The sequence below is a fragment of the Variovorax sp. Soil_C_17 genome (assembly GCF_057657265.1).
Genome location: NZ_JBDGIT010000007.1, coordinates 58,235 through 82,782, shown reverse-complemented (window position 1 = coordinate 82,782; position 24,548 = coordinate 58,235). Strand labels below are relative to the sequence as shown.

The 24,548-nt window shown below is 68.0% G+C and carries 23 protein-coding genes; 8 read left to right on the top strand and 15 right to left on the bottom strand.

The features are described from left to right. Window positions 1-16 precede the first annotated feature (16 nt). Window positions 17-1,492 carry a benzaldehyde dehydrogenase gene (locus AC3A6Y_RS26750; RefSeq protein WP_487871272.1) on the bottom strand — a complete coding sequence of 492 codons (1,476 nt, stop codon included), beginning with the start codon at window positions 1,490-1,492 and terminating at the stop codon, window positions 17-19. 257 nt (window positions 1,493-1,749) lie between these two features. Between AC3A6Y_RS26750 and AC3A6Y_RS26745 the strand changes: the two genes are divergently transcribed. Further along, window positions 1,750-3,579 carry a sigma 54-interacting transcriptional regulator gene (locus AC3A6Y_RS26745; protein ID WP_487871271.1) on the top strand — a complete coding sequence of 610 codons (1,830 nt, stop codon included), beginning with the start codon at window positions 1,750-1,752 and terminating at the stop codon, window positions 3,577-3,579. Here the strand turns inward: AC3A6Y_RS26745 and AC3A6Y_RS26740 are convergent. Continuing rightward, entirely contained in the window at window positions 3,569-4,249 is a 681-nt protein-coding gene (locus AC3A6Y_RS26740; protein ID WP_487871270.1) for a TetR/AcrR family transcriptional regulator, read from the bottom strand. The two genes, AC3A6Y_RS26745 and AC3A6Y_RS26740, sit on opposite strands and share 11 nt — an antisense overlap. A 225-nt stretch (window positions 4,250-4,474) precedes the next feature. On the opposite strand from AC3A6Y_RS26740, the gene AC3A6Y_RS26735 reads away from it, so the two are divergent. Beyond that, the gene (locus AC3A6Y_RS26735) at window positions 4,475-5,695 is read left to right on the top strand and encodes an aromatic ring-hydroxylating oxygenase subunit alpha (RefSeq protein WP_487871269.1); all 1,221 of its coding nucleotides are present in this window, start codon (window positions 4,475-4,477) and stop codon (window positions 5,693-5,695) included. Window positions 5,696-5,797: 102 nt separating this feature from the next. On the opposite strand, the gene AC3A6Y_RS26730 is transcribed toward AC3A6Y_RS26735, so the two are convergent. The 12 genes from AC3A6Y_RS26730 to AC3A6Y_RS26675 all read right to left on the bottom strand — a co-directional run bounded on the left by AC3A6Y_RS26730 (window position 5,798) and on the right by AC3A6Y_RS26675 (window position 18,036). Continuing rightward, window positions 5,798-5,956, bottom strand: coding sequence for a hypothetical protein (locus AC3A6Y_RS26730; protein ID WP_487871268.1), 159 nt, complete (start codon window positions 5,954-5,956; stop codon window positions 5,798-5,800). A gap of 138 nt (window positions 5,957-6,094) precedes the next feature. Continuing rightward, window positions 6,095-7,531 (bottom strand): aldehyde dehydrogenase family protein, encoded by a 1,437-nt coding sequence (locus AC3A6Y_RS26725; RefSeq protein ID WP_487871267.1) that lies wholly within the window; start codon window positions 7,529-7,531, stop codon window positions 6,095-6,097. After that, entirely contained in the window at window positions 7,528-8,451 is a 924-nt protein-coding gene (locus AC3A6Y_RS26720) for an amidohydrolase family protein (RefSeq protein ID WP_487871410.1), read from the bottom strand. The genes AC3A6Y_RS26725 and AC3A6Y_RS26720 overlap by 4 nt, the downstream gene beginning before the upstream one ends. 40 nt (window positions 8,452-8,491) lie before the next feature. Further along, on the bottom strand, window positions 8,492-9,436 hold the full coding sequence (locus tag AC3A6Y_RS26715) for a YncE family protein (RefSeq protein WP_487871266.1): 945 nt from the start codon (window positions 9,434-9,436) through the stop codon (window positions 8,492-8,494). Window positions 9,437-9,457: 21 nt separating this feature from the next. Continuing rightward, window positions 9,458-10,735, bottom strand: coding sequence for a TRAP transporter large permease (locus AC3A6Y_RS26710; RefSeq protein WP_487871265.1), 1,278 nt, complete (start codon window positions 10,733-10,735; stop codon window positions 9,458-9,460). Window positions 10,736-10,748: 13 nt separating this feature from the next. Beyond that, the gene (locus AC3A6Y_RS26705) at window positions 10,749-11,252 is read right to left on the bottom strand and encodes a TRAP transporter small permease (RefSeq protein WP_487871264.1); all 504 of its coding nucleotides are present in this window, start codon (window positions 11,250-11,252) and stop codon (window positions 10,749-10,751) included. A 22-nt stretch (window positions 11,253-11,274) separates the two neighbouring features. Then, window positions 11,275-12,258, bottom strand: coding sequence for a TRAP transporter substrate-binding protein (locus AC3A6Y_RS26700; protein ID WP_487871263.1), 984 nt, complete (start codon window positions 12,256-12,258; stop codon window positions 11,275-11,277). 53 nt (window positions 12,259-12,311) lie between these two features. Beyond that, window positions 12,312-13,241, bottom strand: coding sequence for a dihydrodipicolinate synthase family protein (locus tag AC3A6Y_RS26695; protein WP_487871262.1), 930 nt, complete (start codon window positions 13,239-13,241; stop codon window positions 12,312-12,314). A 23-nt stretch (window positions 13,242-13,264) separates the two neighbouring features. Beyond that, a complete protein-coding gene (locus tag AC3A6Y_RS26690) occupies window positions 13,265-14,827 on the bottom strand; it encodes a UxaA family hydrolase (protein ID WP_487871261.1) in 1,563 nt (520 codons plus the stop codon). Then, window positions 14,824-15,996, bottom strand: coding sequence for an L-rhamnonate dehydratase (locus AC3A6Y_RS26685; protein ID WP_487871260.1), 1,173 nt, complete (start codon window positions 15,994-15,996; stop codon window positions 14,824-14,826). The genes AC3A6Y_RS26690 and AC3A6Y_RS26685 overlap by 4 nt, the downstream gene beginning before the upstream one ends. 26 nt (window positions 15,997-16,022) lie before the next feature. Further along, a complete protein-coding gene (locus AC3A6Y_RS26680; protein ID WP_487871259.1) occupies window positions 16,023-17,072 on the bottom strand; it encodes a 4-hydroxythreonine-4-phosphate dehydrogenase PdxA in 1,050 nt (349 codons plus the stop codon). Between the two features lies 1 nt (window position 17,073). Further along, window positions 17,074-18,036 carry a Bug family tripartite tricarboxylate transporter substrate binding protein gene (locus tag AC3A6Y_RS26675; protein ID WP_487871258.1) on the bottom strand — a complete coding sequence of 321 codons (963 nt, stop codon included), beginning with the start codon at window positions 18,034-18,036 and terminating at the stop codon, window positions 17,074-17,076. Between the two features lie 110 nt (window positions 18,037-18,146). Here AC3A6Y_RS26675 and AC3A6Y_RS26670 point away from each other — a divergent pair, with 110 nt between their 5' ends. After that, window positions 18,147-19,082 (top strand): LysR family transcriptional regulator, encoded by a 936-nt coding sequence (locus AC3A6Y_RS26670; RefSeq protein ID WP_487871257.1) that lies wholly within the window; start codon window positions 18,147-18,149, stop codon window positions 19,080-19,082. Window positions 19,083-19,200: 118 nt separating this feature from the next. Next, window positions 19,201-20,253 (top strand): lysophospholipase, encoded by a 1,053-nt coding sequence (locus AC3A6Y_RS26665; protein WP_487871256.1) that lies wholly within the window; start codon window positions 19,201-19,203, stop codon window positions 20,251-20,253. 76 nt (window positions 20,254-20,329) lie between these two features. On the opposite strand, the gene AC3A6Y_RS26660 is transcribed toward AC3A6Y_RS26665, so the two are convergent. Next, entirely contained in the window at window positions 20,330-21,232 is a 903-nt protein-coding gene (locus tag AC3A6Y_RS26660) for a LysR family transcriptional regulator (protein ID WP_487871255.1), read from the bottom strand. A 118-nt stretch (window positions 21,233-21,350) separates the two neighbouring features. Here AC3A6Y_RS26660 and AC3A6Y_RS26655 point away from each other — a divergent pair, with 118 nt between their 5' ends. The 4 genes from AC3A6Y_RS26655 to AC3A6Y_RS26640 all read left to right on the top strand — a co-directional run bounded on the left by AC3A6Y_RS26655 (window position 21,351) and on the right by AC3A6Y_RS26640 (window position 24,547). Beyond that, complete coding sequence (locus AC3A6Y_RS26655) at window positions 21,351-22,325, top strand: tripartite tricarboxylate transporter substrate binding protein (protein WP_487871254.1); 975 nt, start codon at window positions 21,351-21,353, stop codon at window positions 22,323-22,325. 34 nt (window positions 22,326-22,359) lie between these two features. Continuing rightward, window positions 22,360-22,884, top strand: a complete 525-nt coding sequence (locus tag AC3A6Y_RS26650; RefSeq protein ID WP_487871253.1) for a GlcG/HbpS family heme-binding protein — start codon at window positions 22,360-22,362, stop codon at window positions 22,882-22,884. A gap of 83 nt (window positions 22,885-22,967) precedes the next feature. Beyond that, on the top strand, window positions 22,968-23,783 hold the full coding sequence (mhpD, locus tag AC3A6Y_RS26645; protein WP_487871252.1) for a 2-keto-4-pentenoate hydratase: 816 nt from the start codon (window positions 22,968-22,970) through the stop codon (window positions 23,781-23,783). Further along, the gene (locus AC3A6Y_RS26640; protein WP_487871251.1) at window positions 23,780-24,547 is read left to right on the top strand and encodes a 2-keto-4-pentenoate hydratase; all 768 of its coding nucleotides are present in this window, start codon (window positions 23,780-23,782) and stop codon (window positions 24,545-24,547) included. Before mhpD ends, AC3A6Y_RS26640 begins: the two co-directional genes overlap by 4 nt. Window position 24,548 lies beyond the last annotated feature (1 nt).

Below are 24,548 nucleotides of genomic sequence, written 5' to 3'. Positions count from 1 at the left end.
GTTCGGTCGATAAAGCTCAGAACGGATAGGCATGCGGCGCTTGCTTGATGGTCAGCCACTGCCACTGGGTGTATTCCTCCCAGTCGGCCGGGCCGCCCACGCTGCTGCCGTTGCCGGCGATGCCGGGGCCGCCGAAAGGATTGACGCATTCGTCGTTGACGGTCTGGTCGTTGATGTGGACCATGCCGGAGTTCAGCTGCGCGGCGATCGACATGGCCCGCCCGATCGAGGGCGAGATCACCGCCGACGCCAGGCTGCCCTGGTGGTCGTTGGCCAGGGCTACGGCCTCGTCGTCGGTCTTGAAGCTGATGATGTTGGCGACAGGGCCGAACACTTCTTCGTCGTACACGCGCATGCCGGCCTTCACGCCCGCCAGCACCGTCGGCTTGTAGAACAGGCCATCGCTGCTGCCGCCGGCCAGCAACTGCGCGCCGGCGGCGATGCTGTCCTGCACGATGGCATGCACGCGATCGCGCTGCCTGGCGTCGATCAGCGGGCCCAGGGCCACCTGGCCGCTGGCACCGTCGCCGACCGGCAGGTGCTGGGCCTTCGCGACCAGCCGCTGCGTCAAAGCGGCAGCGACGCTCTCGTGCACGAGGATGCGATTGGTCGCCATGCAGATTTGCCCCTGGTGCAGGTAGGCACCCCAGGCGGCATTGCTCGCGGCCACGTCGAGGTCGGCGTCTTCCAGGATGATCAGCGAGTTGGCGCCGCCCAGCTCCAGCGTCACCTTCTTCAGATGGCGACCGGCCAGCTCGCCGATGCGCCGGCCCACGGCGGGCGAGCCGGTGAAAGCGATCATCGGCACGCGCGCGTCGGTCACCAGGGCTTCACCGGCGGCCGCGTCGCCGGGCAGCACCTGCAGCAGGCCGGCGGGCAGGCCTGCCTCCTCGAACACGCGGGCGATCATGAAGCCGCCGCTCACCGGCGTGCGCGCGTCGGGCTTGATCACCACGCCATTGCCGGCCGCGAGGGCCGGCGCCACGGTGCGAAGGGTGAGGATGAGCGGAAAGTTGAAGGGCGAGATCACGCCCACCAGGCCGCGCGGCACGCGCCGCGCCAGGCTGGTGGTGCCGCTCGCGCTCGGCAGGATCTGGCCCTGCGCCTGCAGGGGCATGGCCGCCGCCAGATGGCACAGGGTGATGGCCTCGCGCACCTCGTGCTGCCCTTTGGGCAGGATGGCGCCCGTCTCACGGGCGACGTAGAGCGCCAGTTCGTCGAAGTGCTGCTGGAACAAGGCCGCGGCCCGTTGGAACACGGCGGCCTTTTCGCGCGGCGCGACCTGCGCCCAGCGCTTCTGTGCCTGCGCCGCGGCGACCGTGGCCAGCCCCACGTCCTGCGCGTCGGCGATGCCGACGGCCGTTATCACCTGGCCCGTCGCCGGTTCGACCACCTCGCGCACACCGCCTGCCGAGGCGATCCACGCGCCGTTGAACACCTTGCCGGCCCAGACCGCCGCGTCCAGGAACGCCGGCTTTTCCGAAACATCCATGAGTCACCCCTTGCAAAAAATTGATCGGCTGGCCGCGGGTGCCAATACCCCCGGCGCGCCTTCATTTCGCAACGGGCGTACCAGCGGCGCCGCGTCGGGGCGGTCCGACGCCGTTGCGCGACGCTCGTTTTCATTGGAGGACTAGGTGGATTCCCGTAGTCCTTTTGATTATTTCCAGTAACTGGTTTACCCGCATCGACGGAGTTGCCAAATGATCAAAAAATCGATCACTGCTTTCACCAAAGGATGAACCCCCATTGATCAAGGCCACTGCCTCACCCGCCCCGGACCGGATCTCGCTGGCCGATGTCGCGCGCGCCACAGGCGCTGCGCTCGGCCGTTTCGACGGCGCCGAAGTGGCGCGTGCCATGAGCCGCTTCGAGGCCTCGCATGTGGGCAGCGAAGAGCACCCGACGATTGCCGACATCAGCGAATGCCTGTTCTTCTCGCCCGGCGACGGCCGCATCTGGCTGCAGGATCAGCGCATGGTGCTGTTGCACAACGAAGCGCTGGGGTCGCTCCGTCGCGAGCTCATCGACAGCCTGGGCCAGGAGAAGGCCCGCGGCTTGTTCACGCGCGCGGGCTACGTCAGCGGCGCACGCGATGCGCGACTGGTGCGCGAGCACTGGCCCGAGGCCGAGCCGGCCGCGGCCGCCATGGCCGGCACCCGCCTCCATGCCCTGGAAGGCCTGGTGAAGGTCGAGCTGGTGCATGCGCGCTACGACCCCGCGACCTCGGACTACGAGGGCGAATTCCTGTGGCACCACTCGAGCGAGGACGACGAGCACATCGCTGCCTACGGCATCGGCGGCTCGCCGGCCTGCTGGATGCAGGTGGGCTATGCCACCGGCTACGTCAGCACGCTGTTCGGGCGGCTGGTGGTGTTCCGCGAAGTCGCCTGCCGCTCGATGGGCGAGAGCCAATGCCGTGTGATCGGTAAATCCGCGGAGCGCTGGGACGACGTGGAAGAAGACATGCGTTACCTGCGTGCGCGCGACTTCGTCGGGGTGTCGCAATACGGCAGTGCGCCGCCGCAGGCTGCCGCGGCGTTGCCCACGCCGCCGCGCGGAAGCGACCCGATGGTGGGTGCGTCATCGGCATTCAACGCGGCCTGCCACCTGTTGCACCGCGTTGCGCCGACCACCGCCACCGTGCTGTTTACCGGCGAGTCCGGCGTCGGCAAGGAGAAGTTCGCCAGCATGCTGCACAGCATCGGCCCGCGGCGCGACAAGCCCTTCGTCGCGGTGAATTGCGCCGCCATTCCGGAGACGCTGGTCGAGTCCGAGCTGTTCGGCGTGGAGCGCGGCGCCTACACCGGCGCCGGTGCGGCACGGCCGGGACGCTTCGAGCGCGCCCATGGCGGCACGCTGTTCCTGGACGAGATCGGCACGCTGAGCTACGCGGCCCAGGGCAAGCTGCTGCGCACCTTGCAGGAGGGCGAGGTCGAGCGCGTGGGTGGCACGCGCAGCATCCGGGTCGACACGCGCGTCATTGCGGCCACCAACGTCGATCTGCGACAGGCCGTGCGCGAGGGCAAGTTTCGCGACGACCTGTTCTTCCGCCTCAACGTCTTTCCCATTCACCTGCCGCCGCTGCGTGAGCGGCGCGACGACGTGCCGCTCCTGATGAGCCATTTCCTGCGGCATTACGGCCGCAAGCATGGCCGGCAGGTCGCCGGTTTCACGCAAGCCGCGGTCAAGGCGCTCCTGAACTACGACTACCCCGGCAACATCCGCGAACTGCAGAACCTGATCGAGCGCGCCTTGATCGTCGCTCCCGAGGGCGGCCTGATCGAAGTCCAGCACCTGTTCACCAGCGGCGAGACGCTCGACAAGAACGTGCTCTCGGTACGACCGGATGGCCATCTGGCTGGCGCTGCCGGCGCCTCGCCCCCGCAGGCCACGCCTGCAAACCCCGCTGTGGCGGAGGGCCGGCACGGCTCCGGTACATGGGGGCAAGCAGAGGAGGCGCTGATACGCCGTGCGCTCGAGCAATGCGCAGGCAACCTCTCCGCGGCGGCGCGCTTGCTGGGTGTCACGCGTCCCCAGCTGGCCTATCGTGCGCGCAAGCGCGGCATCACGAGCTGACGACCGCTCGCGCCTGTCTGCTCCGTGCCGCAGGTGCGGACATCACGGCGCTCTCTTGCGCTGTCCGGATGTAGCCGACCAGCGCGCACTCCACGTCGCTCGCCAGGTCTTCGGTGCCGGGGCAGGCGTCCTGCACCAGCAGGGCCTGCTCGACGATGGCGTCCATGATGGCGAACGCGTTGAAGGCCGTGCGCTGCGGATCGAGCGCCGCCGGCCAGTCGGAAGACGCGACGAGCGCATCGCGAAGCAGGCCCACGAACTCGCGGTAGATCTCGCGATAGCTTTCGGGCGAGGAGATGCGGCGCTCGACGAACAAGAGCGCACGCCATTCGTCGGCATGGCCGATGAGCCCGCGCACGTGTGCGGCCACCATCGCGCGGATCGTCTGTTCGATCGTGCGTGGAGCCGGCGCCTCGGCCGCTTGCGCGAGGAGCGCGACCTGCCTGCGCATCCAGCTGCGGACGGTGACCGCGGCAATGGAGTCCTTCCCGGGAAAGTACAGGTACAGGGTCCCCAGGCCCACGCCCGCGACCCCTGCGATGTCGCGCATCGAGACCTTCTCGTAGCCGCGCTCGACCAGCAGCAGGACGAAGGCATCCTGGATCGCGCCGGTGGTCATCCAGGCGCGCGATTGCAGAGGTCTGCGGCGGGGCTTCACGATCGAGTTCATGCAGGGATCTTCGGGGTTTGCCGCTGCTGCTGCAAGCCGTCCGCTGCGGATCGCGCAAACCTGAACATCCCTCGCTCAGGGCTCCCGAAATCGCCTCGGCGTGGAACCTGAACACGCCTCGAATGCATTCGGACTAAGCTGATGCCCATCTTGCGGGTCACCCTGTGCGGCGTCCCGCGACCACGGGGCCAGCGAATGACTCTCCACCGGAATGATGCGATCACGATGAGCAATCCGAGCACCACCCCGATGCCCGCCACGCTGGCCGATCTGGTTCAGCGTCTGGACCAGGCGCGGCGCACCGGCACGCGAGAGGAGGGCGAAGCGATCGGAACGGTTTCCACCCGCCGCTACACGGACCCTGCGCACTGGCAGCAAGAGCAGGCGTCGCTGTTCGGCCAGTGGCCCATCGTCGCGGCCCACGGCTCGGAGCTTCCGAAAGAATCGGCGCTGCCCTTCGATGCCCTGGGCGTCCCCATCGTGCTGACCCGCGCGGCGGACGGCCGTGCGCGTGCCTTCCTCAATGTGTGCAGGCATCGCGGCATGGCGCTGGTCGGCACCGGCGGGCCCGAGCCAACCAAGTCCAAGCCGTGCAAGGCGCTCGTGTGCCCGTACCACGCGTGGACCTACGAGCTCGATGGGCGGCTGCGGCATCGCCTGCACGCGCAGACCTTCGACGGCTTCGACCCGGCCACGCTGAACCTGGTCGAGCTGCCTTGCGACGAAGCGGGCGGGCTGATCTTCGTCAAGCGCACCCCCGGCGCGGCCTTCTCCGCAGCAGCCTTCCTGCAGGGGCTGGACGCGCATCTGCAGTGGATGGGCCTGCCCGGCATGACCGTGTTCCGCAAAGTCGACCGGGTGTACGCCGCGAACTGGAAGCTCACGGTCGACGCGTTCCTGGAGGGTTATCACATCCGCGTGCTGCATCGCGAGACGATCTATCCCTTCTTTGCCGATGCGTACACGGTCAACCTGCATGCGGGGCCGCACCAGGACTCGCTGGTGGCGCGGCGAGCCGCCTTCGATGCCTTTGCGCCGCCGGGTGACCGCTATGCCCTGTGCAAGCTGGCCACGCCGACGCAGCTCGTGTTCCCGAACACCTTCCTCATCTGGCACCCCGACTACGTGAGCCTGATCGGCATGTTCTCGCCGGCGGTGGACCAGGTCCGCTGGGTACACACCATGCTGATACCGCCCGAGCGCAGCGGCGAGGACTGGAATGCCCATTGGGAGAAGACCTTCCAGCTCATCGAGCAGACCGTCTTTCAGCAGGAGGACATCGCCACCGCGGTGGCGATCCAGCGCGGCCTGGCCAGTGGTGCCAACGCGGACTTTCATCTGGGCCGGCTCGAGCACGGGGTGTTGCGCTTTCACCGCGGCATCGACGATGCCCTCGGCGGCACGTTGGTGCCATGCGCAGCTCCGGCTGGACCGCCATCGGCGTGAGCCGCCGTCCATCGTGATGAGTGCCCCCGTGACGACGGCCACCACCCTTGCATTGCCCTCCGACTTCGATGCGCAGCACGCGTGTTGCGGACGCTGTGCCGCTCACAGCAGCACCACGCATGACACGTCCGGCTCGCGCTGGGTCCCGATGAAGCGTTCGAAGGCCAGTGTCTCCATGTTGAAGTAGCCGAGCCTGTCGTTGTCCTGGCTGACGAAAGCGAGCGGCCGAGTGGGATGAAAGCTCAGGATCTCTTGTGTCATGGTCGCTGGATTCCTTCGTTACGAAGAACGACTCGGAAATTCGGGTGGGGGCATTGGGCCCTCGATCAAACTCAACGGCGAATGATGCGCCCGGCGCCCCCGCCCCCGCCCTTCCCCGAAGGGGAGGGAGCAAAGACCTCAGGCCAGCGTATAGGCCGTCTTCACCACCGTGAAGAACTCCTGCGCATACCGCCCCTGCTCGCGCGGCCCGTAGCTGGAGCCCTTGCGCCCGCCGAAGGGCACGTGGTAGTCCACCCCGGCCGTCGGCAGGTTCACCATCACCATCCCGGCCTGGCTGTGGCGCTTGAAGTGCGTCGCGTACTTCAGGCTCGTCGTGGCGATGCCGGCCGACAGCCCGAACTCGGTGTCGTTGGCCGTGGCCAGCGCCTCCTCGTAGTTCTTCACCCGGATCACGCTGGCCACCGGCCCGAAGATCTCTTCCTTGTTGATGCGCATGCTCGCCACCGACTCGCTGAACAGCGCCGGCGACATGTAGAAGCCCTCGGTCGCCAGCTTCAGCCGATCGCCGCCCGCGGCCAGCGTGGCGCCCTCGCCCTGGCCGATCTCGATGTAGTCCAGGTCCTGGCGCAGCTGGCTCTCGCTGGAGACGGGGCCGATGTCCGTGCCCTGCGCCAGCGCATCGCCGACCTTGATCTTCGCCATGCGCGCCTTCATCGCCTCGATGAACTTCGGGTAGATGCCCTCGGTCACGATCAGCCGGCTCGACGCCGTGCAGCGCTGCCCGGTGGAATAGAAGGCGCTCTGCACGCTCAGCTCCACCGCCTGGTTCAGGTCGGCGTCGTCCAGCACCACCTGCGGGTTCTTGCCGCCCATCTCCAGCTGCACCTTCTTGCCCTTGGTCGCGCACGCCACGGCGATGCCGCGGCCCACGCCGACCGAGCCGGTGAAGCTGATGGCGTGGATGCCGGGGTGGTCGACCAGCGCATTGCCGATCACGCTGCCGCGGCCCATCACCAGGTTGAAGACGCCCGCCGGGATGCCCGAGCGGCTGATGATCTCGGCCAGCGCCCAGGCGCAGCCGGGCACCAGGTCGGCCGGCTTCAAGACCACGCAGTTGCCGAAGGCCAGCGCCGGGGCGATCTTCCAGGCGGGGATGGCAATGGGGAAGTTCCACGGCGTGATCAGCCCCACCACGCCCACCGGCTCGCGCGTGATCTCCACGCCGATGCCCGGGCGCACCGAGGGCAGGACCTCGCCCGACAGGCGCAGGCACTCGCCGGCGAAGAACTTGAAGATGTGGCCGGCGCGCGTGGCCTCGCCGATGCCCTCGGCGCGGGTCTTGCCCTCCTCGCGCGCCAGCAGCGTGCCCAGCTCTTCCTTGCGCGCGAGAATCTCGTTGCCGATCTTGTCCAGCGCATCGCTGCGCGCCTGCACGCTGCCGGTGGACCAGCCCGGGAACGCCGCGGTGGCGGCCGCCACCGCCTCGTCGACCTGCACGGCATCGCCCTGGGCATAGTGGCCGAGCACGTCTTCCAGGTTGCTGGGGTTGGTGTTGGGGCTGTAGCTGGCGCCCGCGCGCCATTCGCCGTTGATCAGGTTGTCGAAGTGGTTCATGCGTTCGAATCGGATGGAGGTGGAAGGTCGATGCGGTAGAAGCGCAGCGCGTTGCCGCTCATCACGGCCTGCTGCTGATAGGGTGCGAGGCCGTCCAACATGCGCCGGACGCCCTGCACCAGTTGCGGAAAGCCGATGCGCAGGCCCGCAACGGGGAAGTTGCTGGCGAACATGCAGCGTTGCCAGCCGAAGATGGCCAGCGTGTCGCGCACGATGCGCGCGTTGGCATCCCAATCCCAGGGCTGGCCGCGCAGGCCGAACTCGGAGAGCTTCACGTGCACGTTCGGCTGGCGCGCGAGGACTTCCATCCAGCCGCGCCACCGCGCGAGGCCTTCCTCGCTGCGGTCCCACGCAAAGCCGTGGTGGTTCAGGACCATCGGCACCTGCGCAAACATGGCCGCGACCTCGGCCGCTTCGGGCAGGTGCCAGGCCGGCACCCGCATGTCCCAGCTCAGTCCGTGCTTCTCCAGCAGCGAGAAGCCGCGCAGCCAGGCCTCGTCCTGCATGCTGCCCGGCCGGCCCGCCACGCTGTGCTCCGGTCCGGCGGAGGTCACCGGCTTGCTGCGGATGCCGCGCACCAGCGGATGGCGCAGGTGTCCCAGCAGGCACTCCTCGGTGTCCTGCCGGTCGAGCCAGGCGTGCGCGACCACGGCATGCGGAAAGCCGTGCGCAGCGTTCAACTCGTGCAGCCAGGCGGTCTCGGCCACCTGCTCGCTGCGGTTGCGCTCGGCCTCCACGTGCACCGTCGCCAGCACCTCCACGCCGGCACTCGCGGCACGGTAGTCCGCGGGCAGGAAGTCCCGGCGCAACGCGTCGTAGTCGCCGAGGAAGAAGGCCCGCGGGTCGTACGCTTGCTGCAGCCACGGGTAGCGTCCGCTCGACAAGTCCCACAAATGGTGGTGCGCGTCGACGACGGCCATGCGTTCCGGCGGGAGGGGCAAAGGCTTCAAGATCGACGCCTCAGTGAACCCAGACGTGCGAGGAATCGGGCTCCTGCAGCGTGGCGATCTGCTGCTCGAATTCGAAGCTTTCCAGATTCAGGCGCCGGATCGTCTGGTCCTGGAACGAGATCCAGGCGGCCCGTCCACCGGGATGCAGCGACAGCGCCAGCGGGTTGGCCGGCAGCTCGATGCAGCGCTGCTCCTTCAGGTCGGTGCCGAAGACCGACAGGCTCTGCTCGCCCGAGTTGGTGGTCAGCAGCACGTCGCGGCCCCGGGCGTCGGTGCAGCGATAGACACGGTTCGGATCGCGCCGCGTCTTGCCCGAGGCCACCACCTTCATGCTGGCCGTGTCGACGGCCACGAGGGTGTCGTCGCCGCGGTTCGCCACGTACAGCAGCGCCTCGTCGGCCGACAGCGCGTTGCCTTCGGGCACGGGCCCCGGCACCACGGCCACAGGCGTGAAGGTCGGGTCGTGCGGCCGGATCTTGGTGACCGTGTTGGACAGCAGGTTGAGCGCGTACGCGGTCTGCGCGTCCTTCGTCAGTGCGAACAGGTGGGTCTTGTAGCCGCCCGAGGGGACAGCCAGGTCGGGGACGTGGCGATGGACCGGATCGGAAAAGCGCAGCAGCGTGTTGTGGGCCTCCGACATCACGTAGAGGCGCCCCTCGGCGTCCACCGTCAGCCCATGCGGGCGGTGGAAGGGCCAGATGTCGAGCGTGGCGACGTGCTCCCGCGTTTCCAGGTCGATCACGAACACCGAGTGGCCGCCGGGCTCGCCCAGGTGGCTGGCGGTCTCGATGCCGTAGTGGCCCACGTAGGCGCGCTTGCGCACGGTGTCCACCGCGAACTCGTGCGGAAAGTTCGGCAGCACGATGTGCTTCTCGGCCTGGCCCGTGGTCAGGTTGTAGAAGCTGAAGGTATGGGCGCATTTCTGCACCAGCAGCAGGATCTCGGGATCGGGCATCGCGTGGCTTTCGGAAAAGAATCAGCGGAACCAGCTGGCCGGCACCATGACCAGCTGTGGAAACAGGACGAACAGGAACAGCAGCACCATCTGCGCCAGCAGGAAGGGCCAGACGCCCTTGATCACGGCGTCCAGCGGGGTCCTGGCCACGCCCGCGACCACGTTGAGCACTGTTCCGACCGGCGGCGTGAGCAGGCCGATCGCGTTGTTCATGATGAACATCACGCCGAAGTAGACGGGATCGATCCCCGCCTTGGTGATCACCGGCATGAGGATGGGCGTGAGGATCAGCACCGTGGGCATGAGGTCCAGCGCCGTGCCGACCACGATGACCAGGATCATGATCAGGAACATCAGCAGGACCTTGTTGCCCATGAAGGGTTCGAGCATCGCCGTGGCCTGCGCCGGGATGTCGGCGATCGTGATGAGCCAGGCCGAGACCAGCGCGCAGGCCACCAGGAACATCACCGTGCTCGAGGTCTTGGCCGCCGACAGCATGAGCTCGGGCAGCCGTTCGAACCTGAGCTCGCCGTAGACGAAGCGCCCCACCAGCAGCGCATAGACCACCGCCACCACCGCAGCTTCGGTGGGCGTGAAGATGCCGAACTTCATGCCGCCGATGATCACGCCCGGCAAGGCCAGCGCCCAGATGCCATCGGCCATTGCCGCGGCGAGCTTGCGTGCGTCGAACTGCCGGGCGGCCGCGCCCGGCTCCTTCTTCGCGCACAGCCACCAGGTGAACGCCAGCGCGGCGGCCATCATGAGACCCGGGAAGATGCCGGCCATGAAGAGCTTCGTGATCGACACCTGGGCCGCCACGCCGAACACCACGAAGGCGATGGAAGGCGGAATCACCGGCGCGATGATGCCGCCGGCGGCGATCAGGCCGGAGGCGCGCGGCACGTCGTAGCCTGCGGCGCGCATCATCGGGATCAGCAGCGCGGCAACGGCCGCCGTGTCGGCGACGGCCGAGCCGGAGATGCTGGCGACCACCACGCAGGCGATGATGGCGACGTAGCCCAGGCCGCCGCGCACGTGGCCCACCAGCGCTTCGGCCACGGCGACGATGCGCCGCGACAGGCCGCCGGCATTCATCAGCTCGCCGGCCAGCATGAAGAAGGGCACCGCCATCAACGGATAGTTGTTGACGCCCTCGAGCAGGTTCTGCGCCAGGATCTGCGTGTCGAAGCTGTTGAGGTGGATCATCAGCGCCACGCCGCACACCAGCAGCGCGAAGGCGATGGGCGTGCCCAGCGCCATGGCGCCGAGCAGGGAGAAGAGGAAGACGGAGATCGTCATGTCGCGTCCTTCTTCATTCGCCGGCGCTGACGCTCTGCGGCACCAGCTCTTCGCGTGCCATGCGCCCGGCCAGCTGGCGCCAGAGCGAATGCGCCAGCAACAGGGCCATGCCGGCGCTGCTGACCACCAGGCACAGGTAGACCAGGCCCAGCGGCACGCCGGTCACGGGCGCGTGATCGCCCATGCCGATCACCACCTGCTTCCAGGCGCCGTGCGCCAGCAGCAGGCAGCAGCCCAGCGTCAGCGCGTCGGAGGCGAAGCGGCAGATGCGCTGGCCGGTCTCGCCCAGCCGGTCGACCAGGCTGGACATGCCGAGGTGGGCCTTGTCCTTCATCACCACGAGCGCGCCGATCAGCGTGACCCACATGAAGACGAAGCGCGCCACTTCCTCGGAAAAGACGATGCCGGAATTGAAGGCATAGCGCAGCACGACGTTGCCGAACACCAGCACCACCATGACGGCGAGCAGGGCGATCAGCAGCCATTCCGCGGCGCGCGTGAGCAGATCGGGTTTCATCGGGAGCTCCTGGCGGTGGCGCTCACTTGACCGCGTCGACCGCAGCCAGCAGCTCGGGCCCGTTCTTGGTCACGTAGGCCTTGCGCACGACGTCGCCCACGATGGCCTTGAAGGGCATGGGGTCGTAGCTCTCGATCACCGACATGCCCTGCTTGCGCAGGTCGGCGACGATGCCCGCCTCGTTCTTCTGGTTGGTGTTCCGCTGCAGCAGCTTGGCGTCGTTGGCGCTGTCGAGCAAGACCTTCTGCAGCTCGGGCTTGAGCGCGTCGAACTTCTGCTTGCTGTAGACCACCGGCATGGCGGTGAAGGCGTGCCGGGTCAGCGTCAGGTGCTTCTGCACTTCGTAGAACTTGGCGGCATAGGTGATGTCCACCGGGTGTTCCTGCGCATCCACAGCGCCCGATTCCAGGGCCTGGTAGAGCTCGCCCAGCGGCATCGGCAGCGGGTTGCTGCCCAGCAGCTTCCAGGCCTGGATATGGACCGGGTTGCCCATGGTCCGGATCTTCAGTCCCTTGACGTCCTCCGGCGTGCGTACTGCGCGATTCTTGGTGGTGATCGAACGAAAGCCCACTTCCCAGAAGGCGAGCTGCTTGAGGCCGTGGGCCTCCAGTTCCTTCGCGAGGCGTTGCCCCACGTCGCCGTCCACCGTGGCATAGGCATGCGTTGGGTCGCGGAACAGGAAGGGGATGTCCAGCACCTCGAACTTCGAGACCAGGCCCGAGAAATTGCCGCTGCCGGCCATCATCATGTCGATGGTGCCGCCGCGCACCGCGCCCAGCGTGGTCGAGTCGTTGCCCAACTGGCTGCTGGGATAGACCTGCACTTCGAGCTGTCCCTTGCTGCGTTCCTTGACCAGTCGCGCGAACTCCAGCGCAGCCTGGTGCTGCGATGCGGTTTCGGGGCCGGCATGGGAAAAGCGAATCCTGGTGACCTGGGCATTGGCGGCAAGGCCGGTTGCGAGCAGTGCGCTGCACAGGGCGAGCTTGAGGAAGGAAAGGCGTTGCATGGTTGTGTCTCCTGTATGAATTCGTGGGGTTGCGGGGGAAGGGGCGCGTGCTGCTAGGCCGCCCAGCGCAGCACCAGCGGATCGAGCCGCCGGGCGGTCTCGATCAGCCCCTTGCGGGTTTCGGGGTGCATGGAGGGCCAAGGGTGGCGCGGCGCCTCGCAGGCGATCACGCCGCCTTCCTTCATCAGCGCCTTGGCAGCCAGGAAGCCCGACTGCCGGTTCTCGTGGTTGATCAGCGGCAGCCAGCGCTGGTAGAGGGCGAAGGCCTTGTCGCGATCGCCCGTGCGATGCGCTTCGATGATCGGGCGGATGCCGTCGGGATAGCCGCCGCCGGTCATCGAGCCGGTGGCGCCGGCGTCGAGGTCGGGCAGCAGGGTGATCGCTTCTTCGCCGTCCCAAGGCCCTTCGATCGCGGCGCCGCCCAGGCGGATGAGCTCGCGCAGCTTCGATGCCGCGGCCGCGGTCTCGATCTTGAAATAGGCGACGTGCTCGATCTCGCGCGCCATCCTCGCGAGAAACGCGGCCGACAGCGCGGTGCCGGCGGCCGGCGCATCCTGCACCATGATCGGAATGTCCACCGCATCGGACAGCCGCGCATAGAAGTCGAAGATCTGCGGCTCGGGCACGCGGAAGGTGGCGCCGTGATAGGGCGGCATCACCATCAGCATCGCGGCGCCCATCTCCTGCGCACGGCGACTGCGCTCGGCGCACGCCTTGGTGCTGAAATGGGTGGTGGTCACGATCACCGGCACGCGCCCGGCCGCGTGTTCGAGGATGGTGCGGGTCAGCACCTCGCGTTCGTCGTCCGCCAGCAGGAACTGCTCGGAGAAGTTGGCCAGGATGCACAGGCCGTCGGAGCCGGCATCGATCATGAAGTCGACGCAGCGCTTCTGGCTGTCGAGGTCGAGCGCGCCGTCTTCGCTGAAGATGGTGGGCACGACGGGGAAGATGCCGCGGTAGCGGGCAGGCTGGATGGTGGTCATGGCGTGAGAAGAAAAGAGCTGCGTCAGGTGATGACGCTGATTTGCCAGGGAACGAATTCCTGCTGGCCGTAGCCGTGGCGTTCGCTGCGCGAAGGCCGGCCGGACGCGGTGGCCAGCAGCAGCTGGAACAGCCGGGCGCCGAGTTCCTCGATGCTTTGCGTTCCGTCGAGCACCTCGCCGCAGTTGAGGTCCATGTCGTCGGACTGCCGCTGCCACAGCGCGGTATGGGTGGCGAGCTTGACGGAAGGCGAGGGCGCGCAGCCGTAGGCCGAGCCGCGGCCGGTGGTGAAGCAGATCAGGTTGGCGCCGCCTGCGACCTGGCCGGTGGCCGAGATCGGGTCGTAGCCGGGCGTGTCCATGAACACCAGGCCGCGGGCCGTCACCGGCTGCGCGTATTCGTACACGTCCACCAGGCTGGTCGAGCCGGCCTTGGCGATGCCGCCCAGCGACTTCTCCAGCACGGTGCTCAGGCCGCCGGCCTTGTTGCCGGCCGAGGGGTTGTTGTCCATCGCCGCGCCGTTGCGCGCGCAGTAGGCTTCCCACCAGCGGATGCGCTCGACCAGCTTGCGGCCGACCTCGGGCGTTTGCGCGCGCCGCGTGAGCAGGTGTTCGGCGCCGTAGATCTCCGGCGTTTCCGACAGGATGGCCGTGCCGCCCTGCGCAACCAGCAGGTCGACCGCTGCACCGAGCACCGGGTTGGCCGAGATGCCGGAGTAGCCGTCGGAGCCGCCGCACTGCAGGCCGACCACCAGATGGCTCGCGGGGACGGTCTTCCGGCGCACGGCATCGGCCTGCGGCAGCATCGCCTGGATGCGCTCGATGCCGTGCGCGATGGTGCGCGTGGTGCCGCCGGTGTCCTGGATCGTGAAGCTGTGCAGGCGCTCGCCGTGCTGCAGGCCCTGGGTCGCGAGCAGCTTTGCGATCTGGTTGGTTTCGCACCCGAGGCCGATGACCAGCACGCTCGCGAAATTGGGATGGCAGGCGTAGCCGCCCAGCGTGCGCTGCAGGATGGCGAGGCCTTCGCCTTCCGGGTCGATCGCGCAGCCGGCGCCGTGCGTGAGCGCCACCACGCCATCGATGTTCGGAAAGGGCGCGAGCATCTCGGGATGGATGTCGCGGCGGAAATGGTCGGCGATGGCGCGCGCCACGGTGGCCGAGCAGTTCACGGAGGTGAGGATGCCGATGTAGTTGCGCGTGGCGACGCGGCCGTCGTCGCGCACGATGCCCTCGAAGCTCGCCGGCTCGGCGGCGGCGGGCGTCGGCCGCGCCTCGGCGCCGTGGGCATGGTCGCGCGCGAAGTCGCCCATGGCCAGGTTGTGCGTGTGCACGTGCTGCCCCGCACGGATCGGCTGGCTCGCAAAGCCGATGATCTGCCCGTAGCGGCGCACGGCGCTGCCCGTCTCGATGGCCCGCGTGGCCATCTTGTGTCCCGGCGGAACCAGGCCGGCCACGGCGATGCCTTCGCTTTCGATGTGCGTGCCCGAGACCAGCTGGTCCAGCGAGATCACGACATCGTCATCGGCATGCAGGCGTATCACGCGTGCGCCGGGCCGGATGCTCGAGGACGACATGGCCGCTGCCGTCATTCGACGATGTCGAAGTCCTTGAGGTACTCGGTCTTCAGCGTGAGACCGAGCCCGGGCTTGTGGTCGTCGAGCTGCAGGAAGCCGTTCTCGGCCACCGGCTCGCCGTCGAAGATGTAGTAGAAGAGCTCGTTGCCCACTTCCACGTCGTGCATGGGGAAGTACTCGCTCATCGGCGAGGCCAGCGTGCTCATGGTCAGGTGGTAGTTGTGCATCTGGCCCGCATGCGGGATCACCGGCACGCTGTGGGCCTCGCACAGCGCGTTGATCTTGTGCGCGGCCGTGATGCCGCCGACGCGGTTGGTGTCGTACTGCACGACCGACACCGCCTTGCGGTCCAGCAGCTGCTTGAAGCCGTACAGCGAGAACTCGTGCTCGCCGCCCGAGATCGGGATGCCGGTCAGCTGGTTCAGCTCGGCATAGCCGTCGATGTCATCGGCGATCACCGGCTCCTCGAGCCAGCGCGGCTGGAACTTCTCGAGCTTGGGCAACATGCGCTTGGCGTACTCGAGGTTCCATCCCATGTAGCACTCGAGCATGAGGTCGTTGTCGTAGCCGATGACTTCGCGCACGGCCTCGACCGATTTGAGGTTTTCCGCCACGCCCTTCTGGAGGTGGGCCGGCCCGTAGCCGAAGCGCATCTTGAAGGCCGTGAAGCCCTGGTCGAGGAACTTCTGCGCCTCGGCCTGCATTTCCTTCAGGTCGGTGCGGTAGAGCTTGGAGTAGTAGCAGGGGATCTTTTCCTTGGTGCGGCCGCCGAGCAGCTTGAACACCGGCTTGTTCACCGACTTGCCCAGGATGTCCCAGATGGCGAGGTCGACCGCGGAGATGGCGGCCATGGTCACGCCCTTGCGGCCCCAGGCATGGGTGGCGCGGTACATGCGCTGCCAGAGGTACTCGTAGTCCCAGGGGTCGTGGCCGACGACCAGCGGCGCGAGGTACTGGTCGATGATGGCCTTGGCGATGGCCGGCGCGAGCGCCACGTTGCCGAGGCCGACGATGCCGTCGTCGGTCTCGATCTCGACCACCGTCCACGAATGGAAGCGGAAGGTGCTCATGGTTTCCTGCGGCGCGTACAGCAGGTCCATCGCGTTGGAGCAGAAGTTGCCCTGCGGCGGAACGGTCTTGCCTTTCCACTGGAAAACGCGGGCGCGGACGGATTTGATCTTCATGGTGCTTCTCGGGTGCGGGAGGGAGTTCAGGCGGGGGTGCAGTGGGCGAGGCGGTGCGCCGCGCCCATGCGGCTCGCGATGCGGAAGGCCTGCCACATGGCGTCGACGCTGGCCGTGCCCTGGCCCGCGATGTCGTAGGCCGTGCCATGCGCCGGCGTGGTGATGGGAATCGGCAAGCCGCCCTGCACCGTGACCCCGCGGCTGAAGCCCATCAGCTTGATGGCGATCTGGCCCTGGTCGTGGTACATGGTCACGACGGCCTGGTAGTCGCCCGCCTGGGCTTTCAGGAAGATGGTGTCGGCCGGGAAAGGGCCGTGGAAGGGCGCCTCGGTGGGCCAGTCGCGGGCCTGCAGGCGCTGCACGGCCGGGATGATGATGTCGACCTCCTCGCGCCCGCACAGGCCGCCGTCGCCGCCGTGCGGATTGAAGGCCGCGACCGCGATCTTCGGCTGCGCCACCCCGTTGGCCAGGAGCGAGCGGTAGATCAGCTCGGCCGCCTGTTCGATGCGCTCCACGCTCAGGTAGGCGGCCACGTCCTTCAGCGGCACGTGCGAAGAGATGCGCGAGGTCCAGAGCTCGCCGAGGGTGTTGAACTCGCAGAAGTAGCCGGCGACGCCCAGGTGCTGCGCGAAATGGTGCAGTTCGTCCTCGTGCTGCAGGCCGCCAAGCTTCATGGCGTGCTTGTTGAGCGGTGCGAAGCAGATCGCGTCGACTTCGCCGGCGAGCGTCGCGTCCATGCACTGGTCGAGCACCTGCAGCACCGAACGGCCGCCCGGCGCCGCCGCCCGGCCGCGCTGCACCAGCGCGGGATCGATGCTGTGCAAGGCCAGGAATGCGGGGCACGCCGTACCAGCGCGCCCACGCACCTCGGCCAGCGAATGCACCTCGTCGGTGGCGACGGAGCTGCCGGCAATGCGCTGGCCTTCGTCCCACAGCCAACGGTCGCCGACCAGCACGATGTTGGCGAGCGCCGTGGCTTCGGGCTTGGCCAGCAGCTTGGCGATCAGTTCGGCGCCGATCCCGGCGGGGTCGCCGAGGGTGAGCGCAACGACGGGAAGGGAGGAGGTGTTCGTCATGTCAATCCAGGCGGATGCGGTTCTTCTTGATGACCTCGCCGAAGCGCTTGTATTCGGCAGCGTGGAACTGCGCGAACTGCGCCTGGGTCATGGGCGCGATCTCGGCGCCGACGGCGTCGAGGCGGGTTCGGGTCTCGGGCATCGCGAGCACCTGGCCGACCGCGTCGTGCACCCGGTCCTGCACCGCCTTCGGCGTCGCAGCGGGCATGTAGATGCCGTACCAGGCGCTCATCTCCACGTGCGGCACGCCCGCTTCGGCCAGCGTGGGTACGTCGGGCAGCTGCGCATTGCGGCTGGCGGTGGTCACGGCGAGCGCGCGGACCTTGCCGTTCCTGATCTGGCCGATCACCGAGGGCAGGGTGTCGAAGCTCAGCTGCACCTGGCCGCCGACCAGGTCGACGAGCGCCGGGCCGCTGCCCTTGTAGGGCACATGCGTGATGTCGGTGCCGGTCGCGTCCTTGAACATCTCGGCCGCGATGTGCTGGGTGCTGCCCGCGCCGCTGCTGGCGTAGTTGAGCTTGCCCGGGTCCTTCTTCGCCAGCTTGACCAGCGCCTGCACCGAGTCGGCCGGCACGCTGTTGCTCACCACCAGCACGTTGGGCACCGCGCCGACGAAGGCCACCGGCACCAGGTCGCGGTTGCTGTCGTAGTTGAGCTTGAGCAGGTGCGGCGCGATCGCATGGGCGGTGACCACGCCCATCACCATCGTGTGGCCGTCGGTGGACTTGGCCGTGGCATCGGCCGCCAGCGTGTTGGAAACGCCGGACCGGTTCTCGACGACCACCGGCTGCTTGAGCAAGGGGCCGAGCCGGTCGGCGACCGCGCGCGCCATCGCATCGGTGCCCCCGCCAGGTGCGGAGCCCACCATGATCCTGATCGGGCGGGTGGGCCAACCTTGGGCCTGCACGGCGCCCGTGGCGAGCGCCAGCAACCCTGCGGCCGCAGCCGCGATGAGCTTTTTCATCTGCTTGTCTCCAGATTGTTTCGAGGATTCGCTGGTGGCAATCGTAGGGAGGCGATTGATGCACGTAAACTGAAAGCTCTTGATCGATCTATATCCTGAGGTAATCAATCGTGGGCTCCCTCGACAAGCAGGATTCGACCCCCCGGCTGCTCAACCGCGTTCGCATGAGGCAGGTGGCGCTGATGCTGGCCGTGGAGGAACGGCGCACCCTGCGCGCCGCCGCCGATCAACTGGGCCTGACGCAGCCGGCCGCCACCAAGATGCTTCACGAGCTCGAGAGCGCGCTGGGCCAGCCGCTGTTCGAGCGCGCCGGGCGCGGCCTGCGGCTCAACGCCGCGGGCGAGCGCGTGATGGGTTACTTCAGGGGAATCCGCGGCAGCATGGAGGCGCTCAATCGCGAACTGCACGAGTTCCAGCTCGGCAGCGTGGGCAAGTTCTCGCTCGGCAGCATCATGGCCGCCTCGCCCGGCCGGCTGACCGACGCGCTCACCGAGCTCAAGGCGGCCCATCCCTTGCTGGCCATCGAGATCGCCGTGGACACCAGCGACAAGCTGCTCGCCCAGTTGCACGAGGGCGTGCTCGAGGTGGTGGTGGGTCGCCCCGTGGGTCCCGAGGCGGCGATCTGCACCTTCAGGGCGATCGAGGACGAGGCCTTGGCAGTGGTCGCCGGCAACGACCATCCGCTGGCCGGACGGTCACGCGTGGCCTTCGCCGATCTGCTGGACTACCCGTGGATCCTGCAACCGGCGCACAGCCCCATGCGCGACGTGATCGAGCGCGAGTTCCAGGTGCACCACGCGGTGGTGCCGCGCGGCCTGATCGAGACCGGTTCGATCCTCACGACCATCAACCTGATTCGCAAGTCCCGGATGATCGGCGTGATCCCGGCGACGGTCGCGCAGCGCGACGCCGAGCATGGCGTGCTCAGCATCGTGCGCTACCCGATACGGCACAAGCTCGCGACCTACGGCAGCATGGTGCGCAGCGACCGGCCGCTCAGTACGCCGGCAGAGCAGTTCCTGGAACTGCTGCACAGGAAACGATAGGCCGGCCATGCGGCTCGTCGATGAGCCGAGCCAATGGACTCATTGGCTTTCCTCGTTGGACGTGCTGCGCTCGAGGACCTCTAATGCCTGCGTCACCAGAACACCACGGAGACGCCTGATGCTTCATTTCCACCAAAAGATCGCCGCCGCGGCCTGCGCGATCCTGCTCGGTTGCGCGAGCGCCGAAACCGCCGCCGCCTCGATCGGCGGACCCCTGAACCTGGCCGACGAGGGCATGTTCTTCGTCAACGGGAAGCCGGTCACTTCCAAGCATCCGGGCGTGTCGCCGGCCGGCCCGGTCAAGCCGGGGACGGTGGCCGTCAACCAGATGTACGTCCACTACCGCATCCCTGCGAACAGGACCAGCGCCATCCCCGTCGTGCTGGTGCACGGCGGCGGGTTGACCGGCATGAGCTACGAGACCACGCCCGATGGACGAGAGGGCTGGGCCACCTACCTCGCGCGCAAGGGGCATGCCGTTTACGTGGTCGACACGCCGGGGCGCGGGCGCTCCGGATTCGACGCGACCGCCATCAACGCAGCCAAGGCCGGCGACAGCGTCGCCGGCCTGCCCGCCAGCGTGTTGATGGTGACGGCCGAACTCGCCTGGCCGCTTTTCCGCTTCGGGCCTTCCCACGGCACCGCGTTCCCCGACACGCAGTTTCCCGTGGAGGCATTCCCGAGATTCGCTTCGCAGGGTGTGCCCTTCGCCGAGGCCATGCTCGACGGCGGCGGCATGGGCACTGCCCCGCAGGCGCTCGCAGCCCTGCTGGACGACATCGGGCCCGCGATCGTCGTCGTGCACTCGCTGGCAGGGCCCTTTGCCGATGCCCTGGTCGGCTTGCGGCCCGCGCTGGTCAAGGCCGTCGTCAACATCGAGGGCGCGCAGTCGGTCGCGCCCACCGACGCGCAGATCGCCGCCTATCGAGGCATCCCCGTGCTGGAGCTGTTCGGGGACCATCTGGACGCCCCCGTGTTCACGGGCAAGCCCCGCTACGAGGCGCGCAAGGCCGTGGTCGAGCGGATCAACCGCGCGGACGGGGGCAGGGCGTCCCTGGTGCGGCTTCCCGAAGTGGGCCTCAAGGGCAACTCGCACATGATGATGCAGGACAGGAACAACCTGGAAGTGGCCGACTTCATTCTTCGCTGGATCGCGGACCAGGTGCGCTGAACCATTCTTTGCCGCGGGAATCGGCCAGCAAGGTGAGCCTCGGCTACGTGCACCACCTCAGCAAGCGCACGGCACTCTATGCAACCGGCGCTTGCGCTGCCGGCGCGAGGATGAAGTCGACAAAGCCCTGGGCAGCGTGCGAGAGCGAAACGCCTGCACGCTGCACCAGCGCGACCTCGCGGTCGATCAGCGGGTTTTCGACGCGGCGCCATGCGATCCGCGCCGGGTCCGCCAGCTTCACCGCATAGCCGGGCAGGATCGCGACGCCGAGCCCGGCGTCCACCATCCCGATGAGCGAGCCCGCATAGTTGGCCTCTCTCGCGGGCTTCAGCATCAGCCCGGCCGCCGCAAAGCCTGCCTCGGTGAGGTCGCGGAACACGCTCCCGCGGCTCAATGCAAGCACCGGCTCCTGCGCGAGATCCGCCCAGGTCAACTGCTTCAGGCGCGTGAACGCATGCCCCGCCGGGAAGGCGGCCGCCATCGCTTCCGAGAACAGCAGCGTGCGCTGGATGTCGGCTTCATCCGAGGCGAACGTGCCGATCCCGACATCGGCCGCACCGCCGCGCACCAGCGGCAACACCTGGTTGGGCAGCGTGTCCTGCAGCACGACCTCGATGCCGGGGTACTTCGCGCCGAAGGCCGCCAGGATCGGCGGGAGGTAAGTGCTCGACAGCACCAGCGGCGCAGCCACCACCACGCGTCCGCGTTCCCTGGCCACCAGCTTGTCCACCCCCGCGAGCGCCGACTCGAGCTCGGCCAGCACCCGTTCCGCGCGCGGAAAGAAGTCGCTGCCGGCAGCCGTCAGGGCCACGGCCCGCGTGGTGCGATCGAACAGCCGGCTGTCGATGGCGCCCTCGAGCTCGCGCACGAGCAGGCTGAGCGCCGATTGCGTGACATGCATCGCCTGCGCGGCACGCGTGAAGTTGCCGAGCCGCGCGACCAGCACGAAGGCCCGGAGCTGGCGGAGAGTCACATTCATGAGCGCAGCCACTCATTCGATTGGAAAGTCTCGATTGAAACATAGCCTCTTGCATCTTCTAATCACCGCATGCAAGCCGATGGAGACCTGGCCTGCCCCTTCACAGAAAGACCGAGACATGAAACGCCGTGAACTCCTCGCCGCAGTGCCTGCACTGGCTGCCGCCACCTTGCCCTCATGGACTTCGGCGCAGCCTGTCTATCCGGCCTCGCCGGTCAAGGTGCTGGTGGGCTTCCCGCCCGGCACCGCCACGGACGTGGCGGTGCGTGCCGTCTCGGAGCAGATGGCGCGGCGCCTGGGCCAGCCCTTCGTGGTGGACAACAAGCCCGGCGCCGGCAGCAACATCGCCGCCAAGGCCGTGGCGACGGCACAGCCCGATGGGTACACCGTCTTCGCGATCACGATCGCCAACGTCATCAACGCTGCGTTCCCCGGCGCCAGCGCGGTCGATCCGCTGAAGGAATTCAAGCCCGTCACGCTCATCGGCAACGTTCCCAACGTGCTGGTGGTTCATCCCTCGCTGAAGGTCACGACCTTGGCCGAACTCGTCGCACTCGCCAAGGCCAGGCCGGGCGCGCTGGCCTATGCGTCGTCCGGCATCGGCACCTCGCCGCACCTGTCGGGCGAGCAGTTCGCGCTGATGGCCGACGTCAAGATGGTCCACGTCCCGTACAAGGGGAGCACGCCTGCGGTCACGGACCTGCTCGGCGGCCAGGTGCAGCTCATGTTCGCGCCGGCTTCGACCGTGCTGCCGCACGTGCGCGCGAACAAGCTGGTGGCGCTGGCCGTCACCAGTCCGCGCAGGACCTCGGCCGCGCCGGATCTGCCCACGCTCGACGAACTGGGGCTGAAGGGCTTCGACACGTCGGTGTGGATGGGACTCGTGGCCCCCGCGCAGACGCCGTCGAGCGTGATCGGGAAGCTGCGCACCGCGGCGCACGCGGCGCTCGATTCGAGCGAGCTCCAGGCGATCTACAAGGCCCAGGCCATCGATGTCCTCAAGACCAGCGACGAGGAGATGTCGCGCTTCCTGCGCAGCGAGGCGGCGCGCTGGTCGAAGTTCGTTCAGCACACGGGCATCAAGCCCGAGTGAGTGAAGCACATTTTTCAGGAAAAGGAATACCGAGATGTCCAAACTGCGTGCTGCCGAGTGCCGCGAATTCATCGCTGCCGTGAGCGAGAAGGCTGCCGAGATGGGCGTGCCCATCTCCGTCGCCATCGTCGGGCCCGAAGGCCACCTGATCGCGCTCGAGCGCATGGATGAGGCGGGCTTCATCACGCCGGACACGGCCCGTGCAAAGGCCTTCACCGTCGCTGCCTTCCGCTCGATGAGCCCGCGCTTCAGCGACGGGCTGGTCATTCAGCAATGGTTCAAGGAGCGAAATCCGCAGATGCTGGTGAACGCATCGGTCTTCACCAACGGCCAGGTGGTGGCCTCCGGTGGCTGCGCGCCCGTGTTCAAGGGCAACGACATGGTGGGCGCCTACGGCATCAGCGGGGCGACCGGCGACCAGGACGAAGAGATCGGCCGGTACGCGCGCGCGAAGGTCGGCTGGGCACACATGCCGGTCGACGACACGACGCCCGAAAGCGTGAAGAAACACGTGAACGAGATCTACGGCAAGGTCGGCCTGAAGGACCGCGCCCTCTGAGCACCGCGGCCGGCCGACGAGCCGGCCCGCATCCCCACCCCTGAATTTCAATCTGCCTGCCGCGCGCGGGCAATGGAGAACCCATGCCTTCCCAACCAGCCGTCCTGGCTGAAGCAGCCGCAGCCCTGTGGGACGCTGCCAGGACCGGCCGCTACACGCAGCCCTTGAGAGCGAGCCATCCCGGCCTGGATGCCGCGGATGCCTACGCCATCCAGCGAATGAACACCGAACGCAGGCTGGCCGGCGGCCGCCGCGTGGTCGGACGCAAGATCGGCCTGACGGCACGCGCCGTGCAGGTGCAGCTCGGCGTCGATCAACCGGATTTCGGCGTGCTCTTCGACGACATGAGCTTCGGCGACGCCGTACCCATCCCCATGCAGCAGCTCGATCAGCCGAAGGTCGAGGCGGAGATTGCGTTCGTTCTCGGCCGTGACCTCGACATGGCAAATCCCGGACATGCGGAGGTGATCAGGGCCGTGGACCACGTCCTTCCGGCGATCGAGATCGTGGGCAGCCGCATCGCGGGCTGGGACATCCGCTTCGTCGACACGGTGGCGGACAACGCATCGTCCGGCGCATTCGTCCTGGGTGGAAGCCCCCGGCTTCTCGGGGACGTGGACCTTCGGCTGTGCGGCATGGTCATGAGCCGCCGCGGCGAGCCGGTGTCGGTCGGCGCGGGTGCGGCATGCCTGGGCCACCCGGTCAATGCGGTGGTCTGGCTGGCCCGCACCATGGCGGCGCTCGGCCAGCCCTTGCGCGCCGGCGACGTGGTGCTGTCGGGCGCACTCGGCCCGATGGTGCCGGTCGCGGCCGGCGACGTGTTCGAAGCGCGCATCAACGGCCTCGGGAGCGTCAAGGCCGTGTTCGAAGCCGCTGACGCTGCAAAGGAATCGAAATGAGCCAGGCCCACGAATTCGCACAGCTGCTGGACGACGCGGCCCGCCACGCCCGCGCAATGCCGCAGATCGACCCGCATGGGGAGCTCTCGCTGGCCGAGGCCTACGCGATCCAGTCCGCGTCGATCCAGCGGCGCCTGGCGCGCGGCGAGCGCCGCGTCGGCGTGAAGATGGGCTTCACCAGCCGCGCCAAGATGGTCCAGATGGGCATCGACGACGTCATCTGGGGACGCCTGTCGAGCGCCATGCAGGTGGAGGAGGGCGCGCCCTTGAAGTTCGCGCGCTTCGTGCATCCGCGCGTCGAGCCGGAACTGGCCTTCGTGCTGAAGAAGCCCTTGTCCGGCGACGCCACGCTGGTCGAGGCGCTCGCCGCGGTCGAGGCCGTGGCGCCGGCGCTCGAGATCATCGACTCGCGCTACCAGGACTTCAAGTTCAGCCTGCCGGACGTGATCGCCGACAACGCCTCGTCGAGCGGCTTCGTGATCGGCGCGTGGAGCGATCCGCAGCAGGATTTCGGCAACCTGGGCCTGACGCTGAGCATCGACGGCCGCGTGGTGCAGGTCGGCTCCACCGCCGCCATCCTCGGCCATCCGCTGCGCTCGCTGGTCGCCGCCGCGCGGCTCTCGGCGGCGGCCGGCGAGCCGCTGCAAGCCGGCTGGGTGGTGATGGCGGGCGGCGCCACGCCGGCCGAATGGATCAAGCCGGGGCAGTACGTCTCGATCGAGATGGAGCGCCTCGGAACCGCAGGCTTCGGCGTCGAGGAGTGAC

What these genes read in the sequence shown, in the direction of transcription:
- AC3A6Y_RS26750 (WP_487871272.1), bottom strand. Translation starts at nt 1,492, where the DNA reads ATGGATGTTTCGGAAAAGCCGGCGTTCCTGGACGCGGCGGTCTGGGCC.
- AC3A6Y_RS26740 (WP_487871270.1), bottom strand. Translation starts at nt 4,249, where the DNA reads ATGAACTCGATCGTGAAGCCCCGCCGCAGACCTCTGCAATCGCGCGCC.
- AC3A6Y_RS26735 (WP_487871269.1), top strand. Translation starts at nt 4,475, where the DNA reads ATGAGCAATCCGAGCACCACCCCGATGCCCGCCACGCTGGCCGATCTG.
- AC3A6Y_RS26730 (WP_487871268.1), bottom strand. Translation starts at nt 5,956, where the DNA reads ATGACACAAGAGATCCTGAGCTTTCATCCCACTCGGCCGCTCGCTTTC.
- AC3A6Y_RS26725 (WP_487871267.1), bottom strand. Translation starts at nt 7,531, where the DNA reads ATGAACCACTTCGACAACCTGATCAACGGCGAATGGCGCGCGGGCGCC.
- AC3A6Y_RS26720 (WP_487871410.1), bottom strand. Translation starts at nt 8,451, where the DNA reads ATGGCCGTCGTCGACGCGCACCACCATTTGTGGGACTTGTCGAGCGGA.
- AC3A6Y_RS26715 (WP_487871266.1), bottom strand. Translation starts at nt 9,436, where the DNA reads ATGCCCGATCCCGAGATCCTGCTGCTGGTGCAGAAATGCGCCCATACC.
- AC3A6Y_RS26710 (WP_487871265.1), bottom strand. Translation starts at nt 10,735, where the DNA reads ATGACGATCTCCGTCTTCCTCTTCTCCCTGCTCGGCGCCATGGCGCTG.
- AC3A6Y_RS26705 (WP_487871264.1), bottom strand. Translation starts at nt 11,252, where the DNA reads ATGAAACCCGATCTGCTCACGCGCGCCGCGGAATGGCTGCTGATCGCC.
- AC3A6Y_RS26700 (WP_487871263.1), bottom strand. Translation starts at nt 12,258, where the DNA reads ATGCAACGCCTTTCCTTCCTCAAGCTCGCCCTGTGCAGCGCACTGCTC.
- AC3A6Y_RS26695 (WP_487871262.1), bottom strand. Translation starts at nt 13,241, where the DNA reads ATGACCACCATCCAGCCTGCCCGCTACCGCGGCATCTTCCCCGTCGTG.
- AC3A6Y_RS26690 (WP_487871261.1), bottom strand. Translation starts at nt 14,827, where the DNA reads ATGACGGCAGCGGCCATGTCGTCCTCGAGCATCCGGCCCGGCGCACGC.
- AC3A6Y_RS26685 (WP_487871260.1), bottom strand. Translation starts at nt 15,996, where the DNA reads ATGAAGATCAAATCCGTCCGCGCCCGCGTTTTCCAGTGGAAAGGCAAG.
- AC3A6Y_RS26680 (WP_487871259.1), bottom strand. Translation starts at nt 17,072, where the DNA reads ATGACGAACACCTCCTCCCTTCCCGTCGTTGCGCTCACCCTCGGCGAC.
- AC3A6Y_RS26675 (WP_487871258.1), bottom strand. Translation starts at nt 18,036, where the DNA reads ATGAAAAAGCTCATCGCGGCTGCGGCCGCAGGGTTGCTGGCGCTCGCC.
- AC3A6Y_RS26665 (WP_487871256.1), top strand. Translation starts at nt 19,201, where the DNA reads ATGCTTCATTTCCACCAAAAGATCGCCGCCGCGGCCTGCGCGATCCTG.
- AC3A6Y_RS26660 (WP_487871255.1), bottom strand. Translation starts at nt 21,232, where the DNA reads ATGAATGTGACTCTCCGCCAGCTCCGGGCCTTCGTGCTGGTCGCGCGG.
- AC3A6Y_RS26655 (WP_487871254.1), top strand. Translation starts at nt 21,351, where the DNA reads ATGAAACGCCGTGAACTCCTCGCCGCAGTGCCTGCACTGGCTGCCGCC.
- AC3A6Y_RS26650 (WP_487871253.1), top strand. Translation starts at nt 22,360, where the DNA reads ATGTCCAAACTGCGTGCTGCCGAGTGCCGCGAATTCATCGCTGCCGTG.
- mhpD (WP_487871252.1), top strand. Translation starts at nt 22,968, where the DNA reads ATGCCTTCCCAACCAGCCGTCCTGGCTGAAGCAGCCGCAGCCCTGTGG.
- AC3A6Y_RS26640 (WP_487871251.1), top strand. Translation starts at nt 23,780, where the DNA reads ATGAGCCAGGCCCACGAATTCGCACAGCTGCTGGACGACGCGGCCCGC.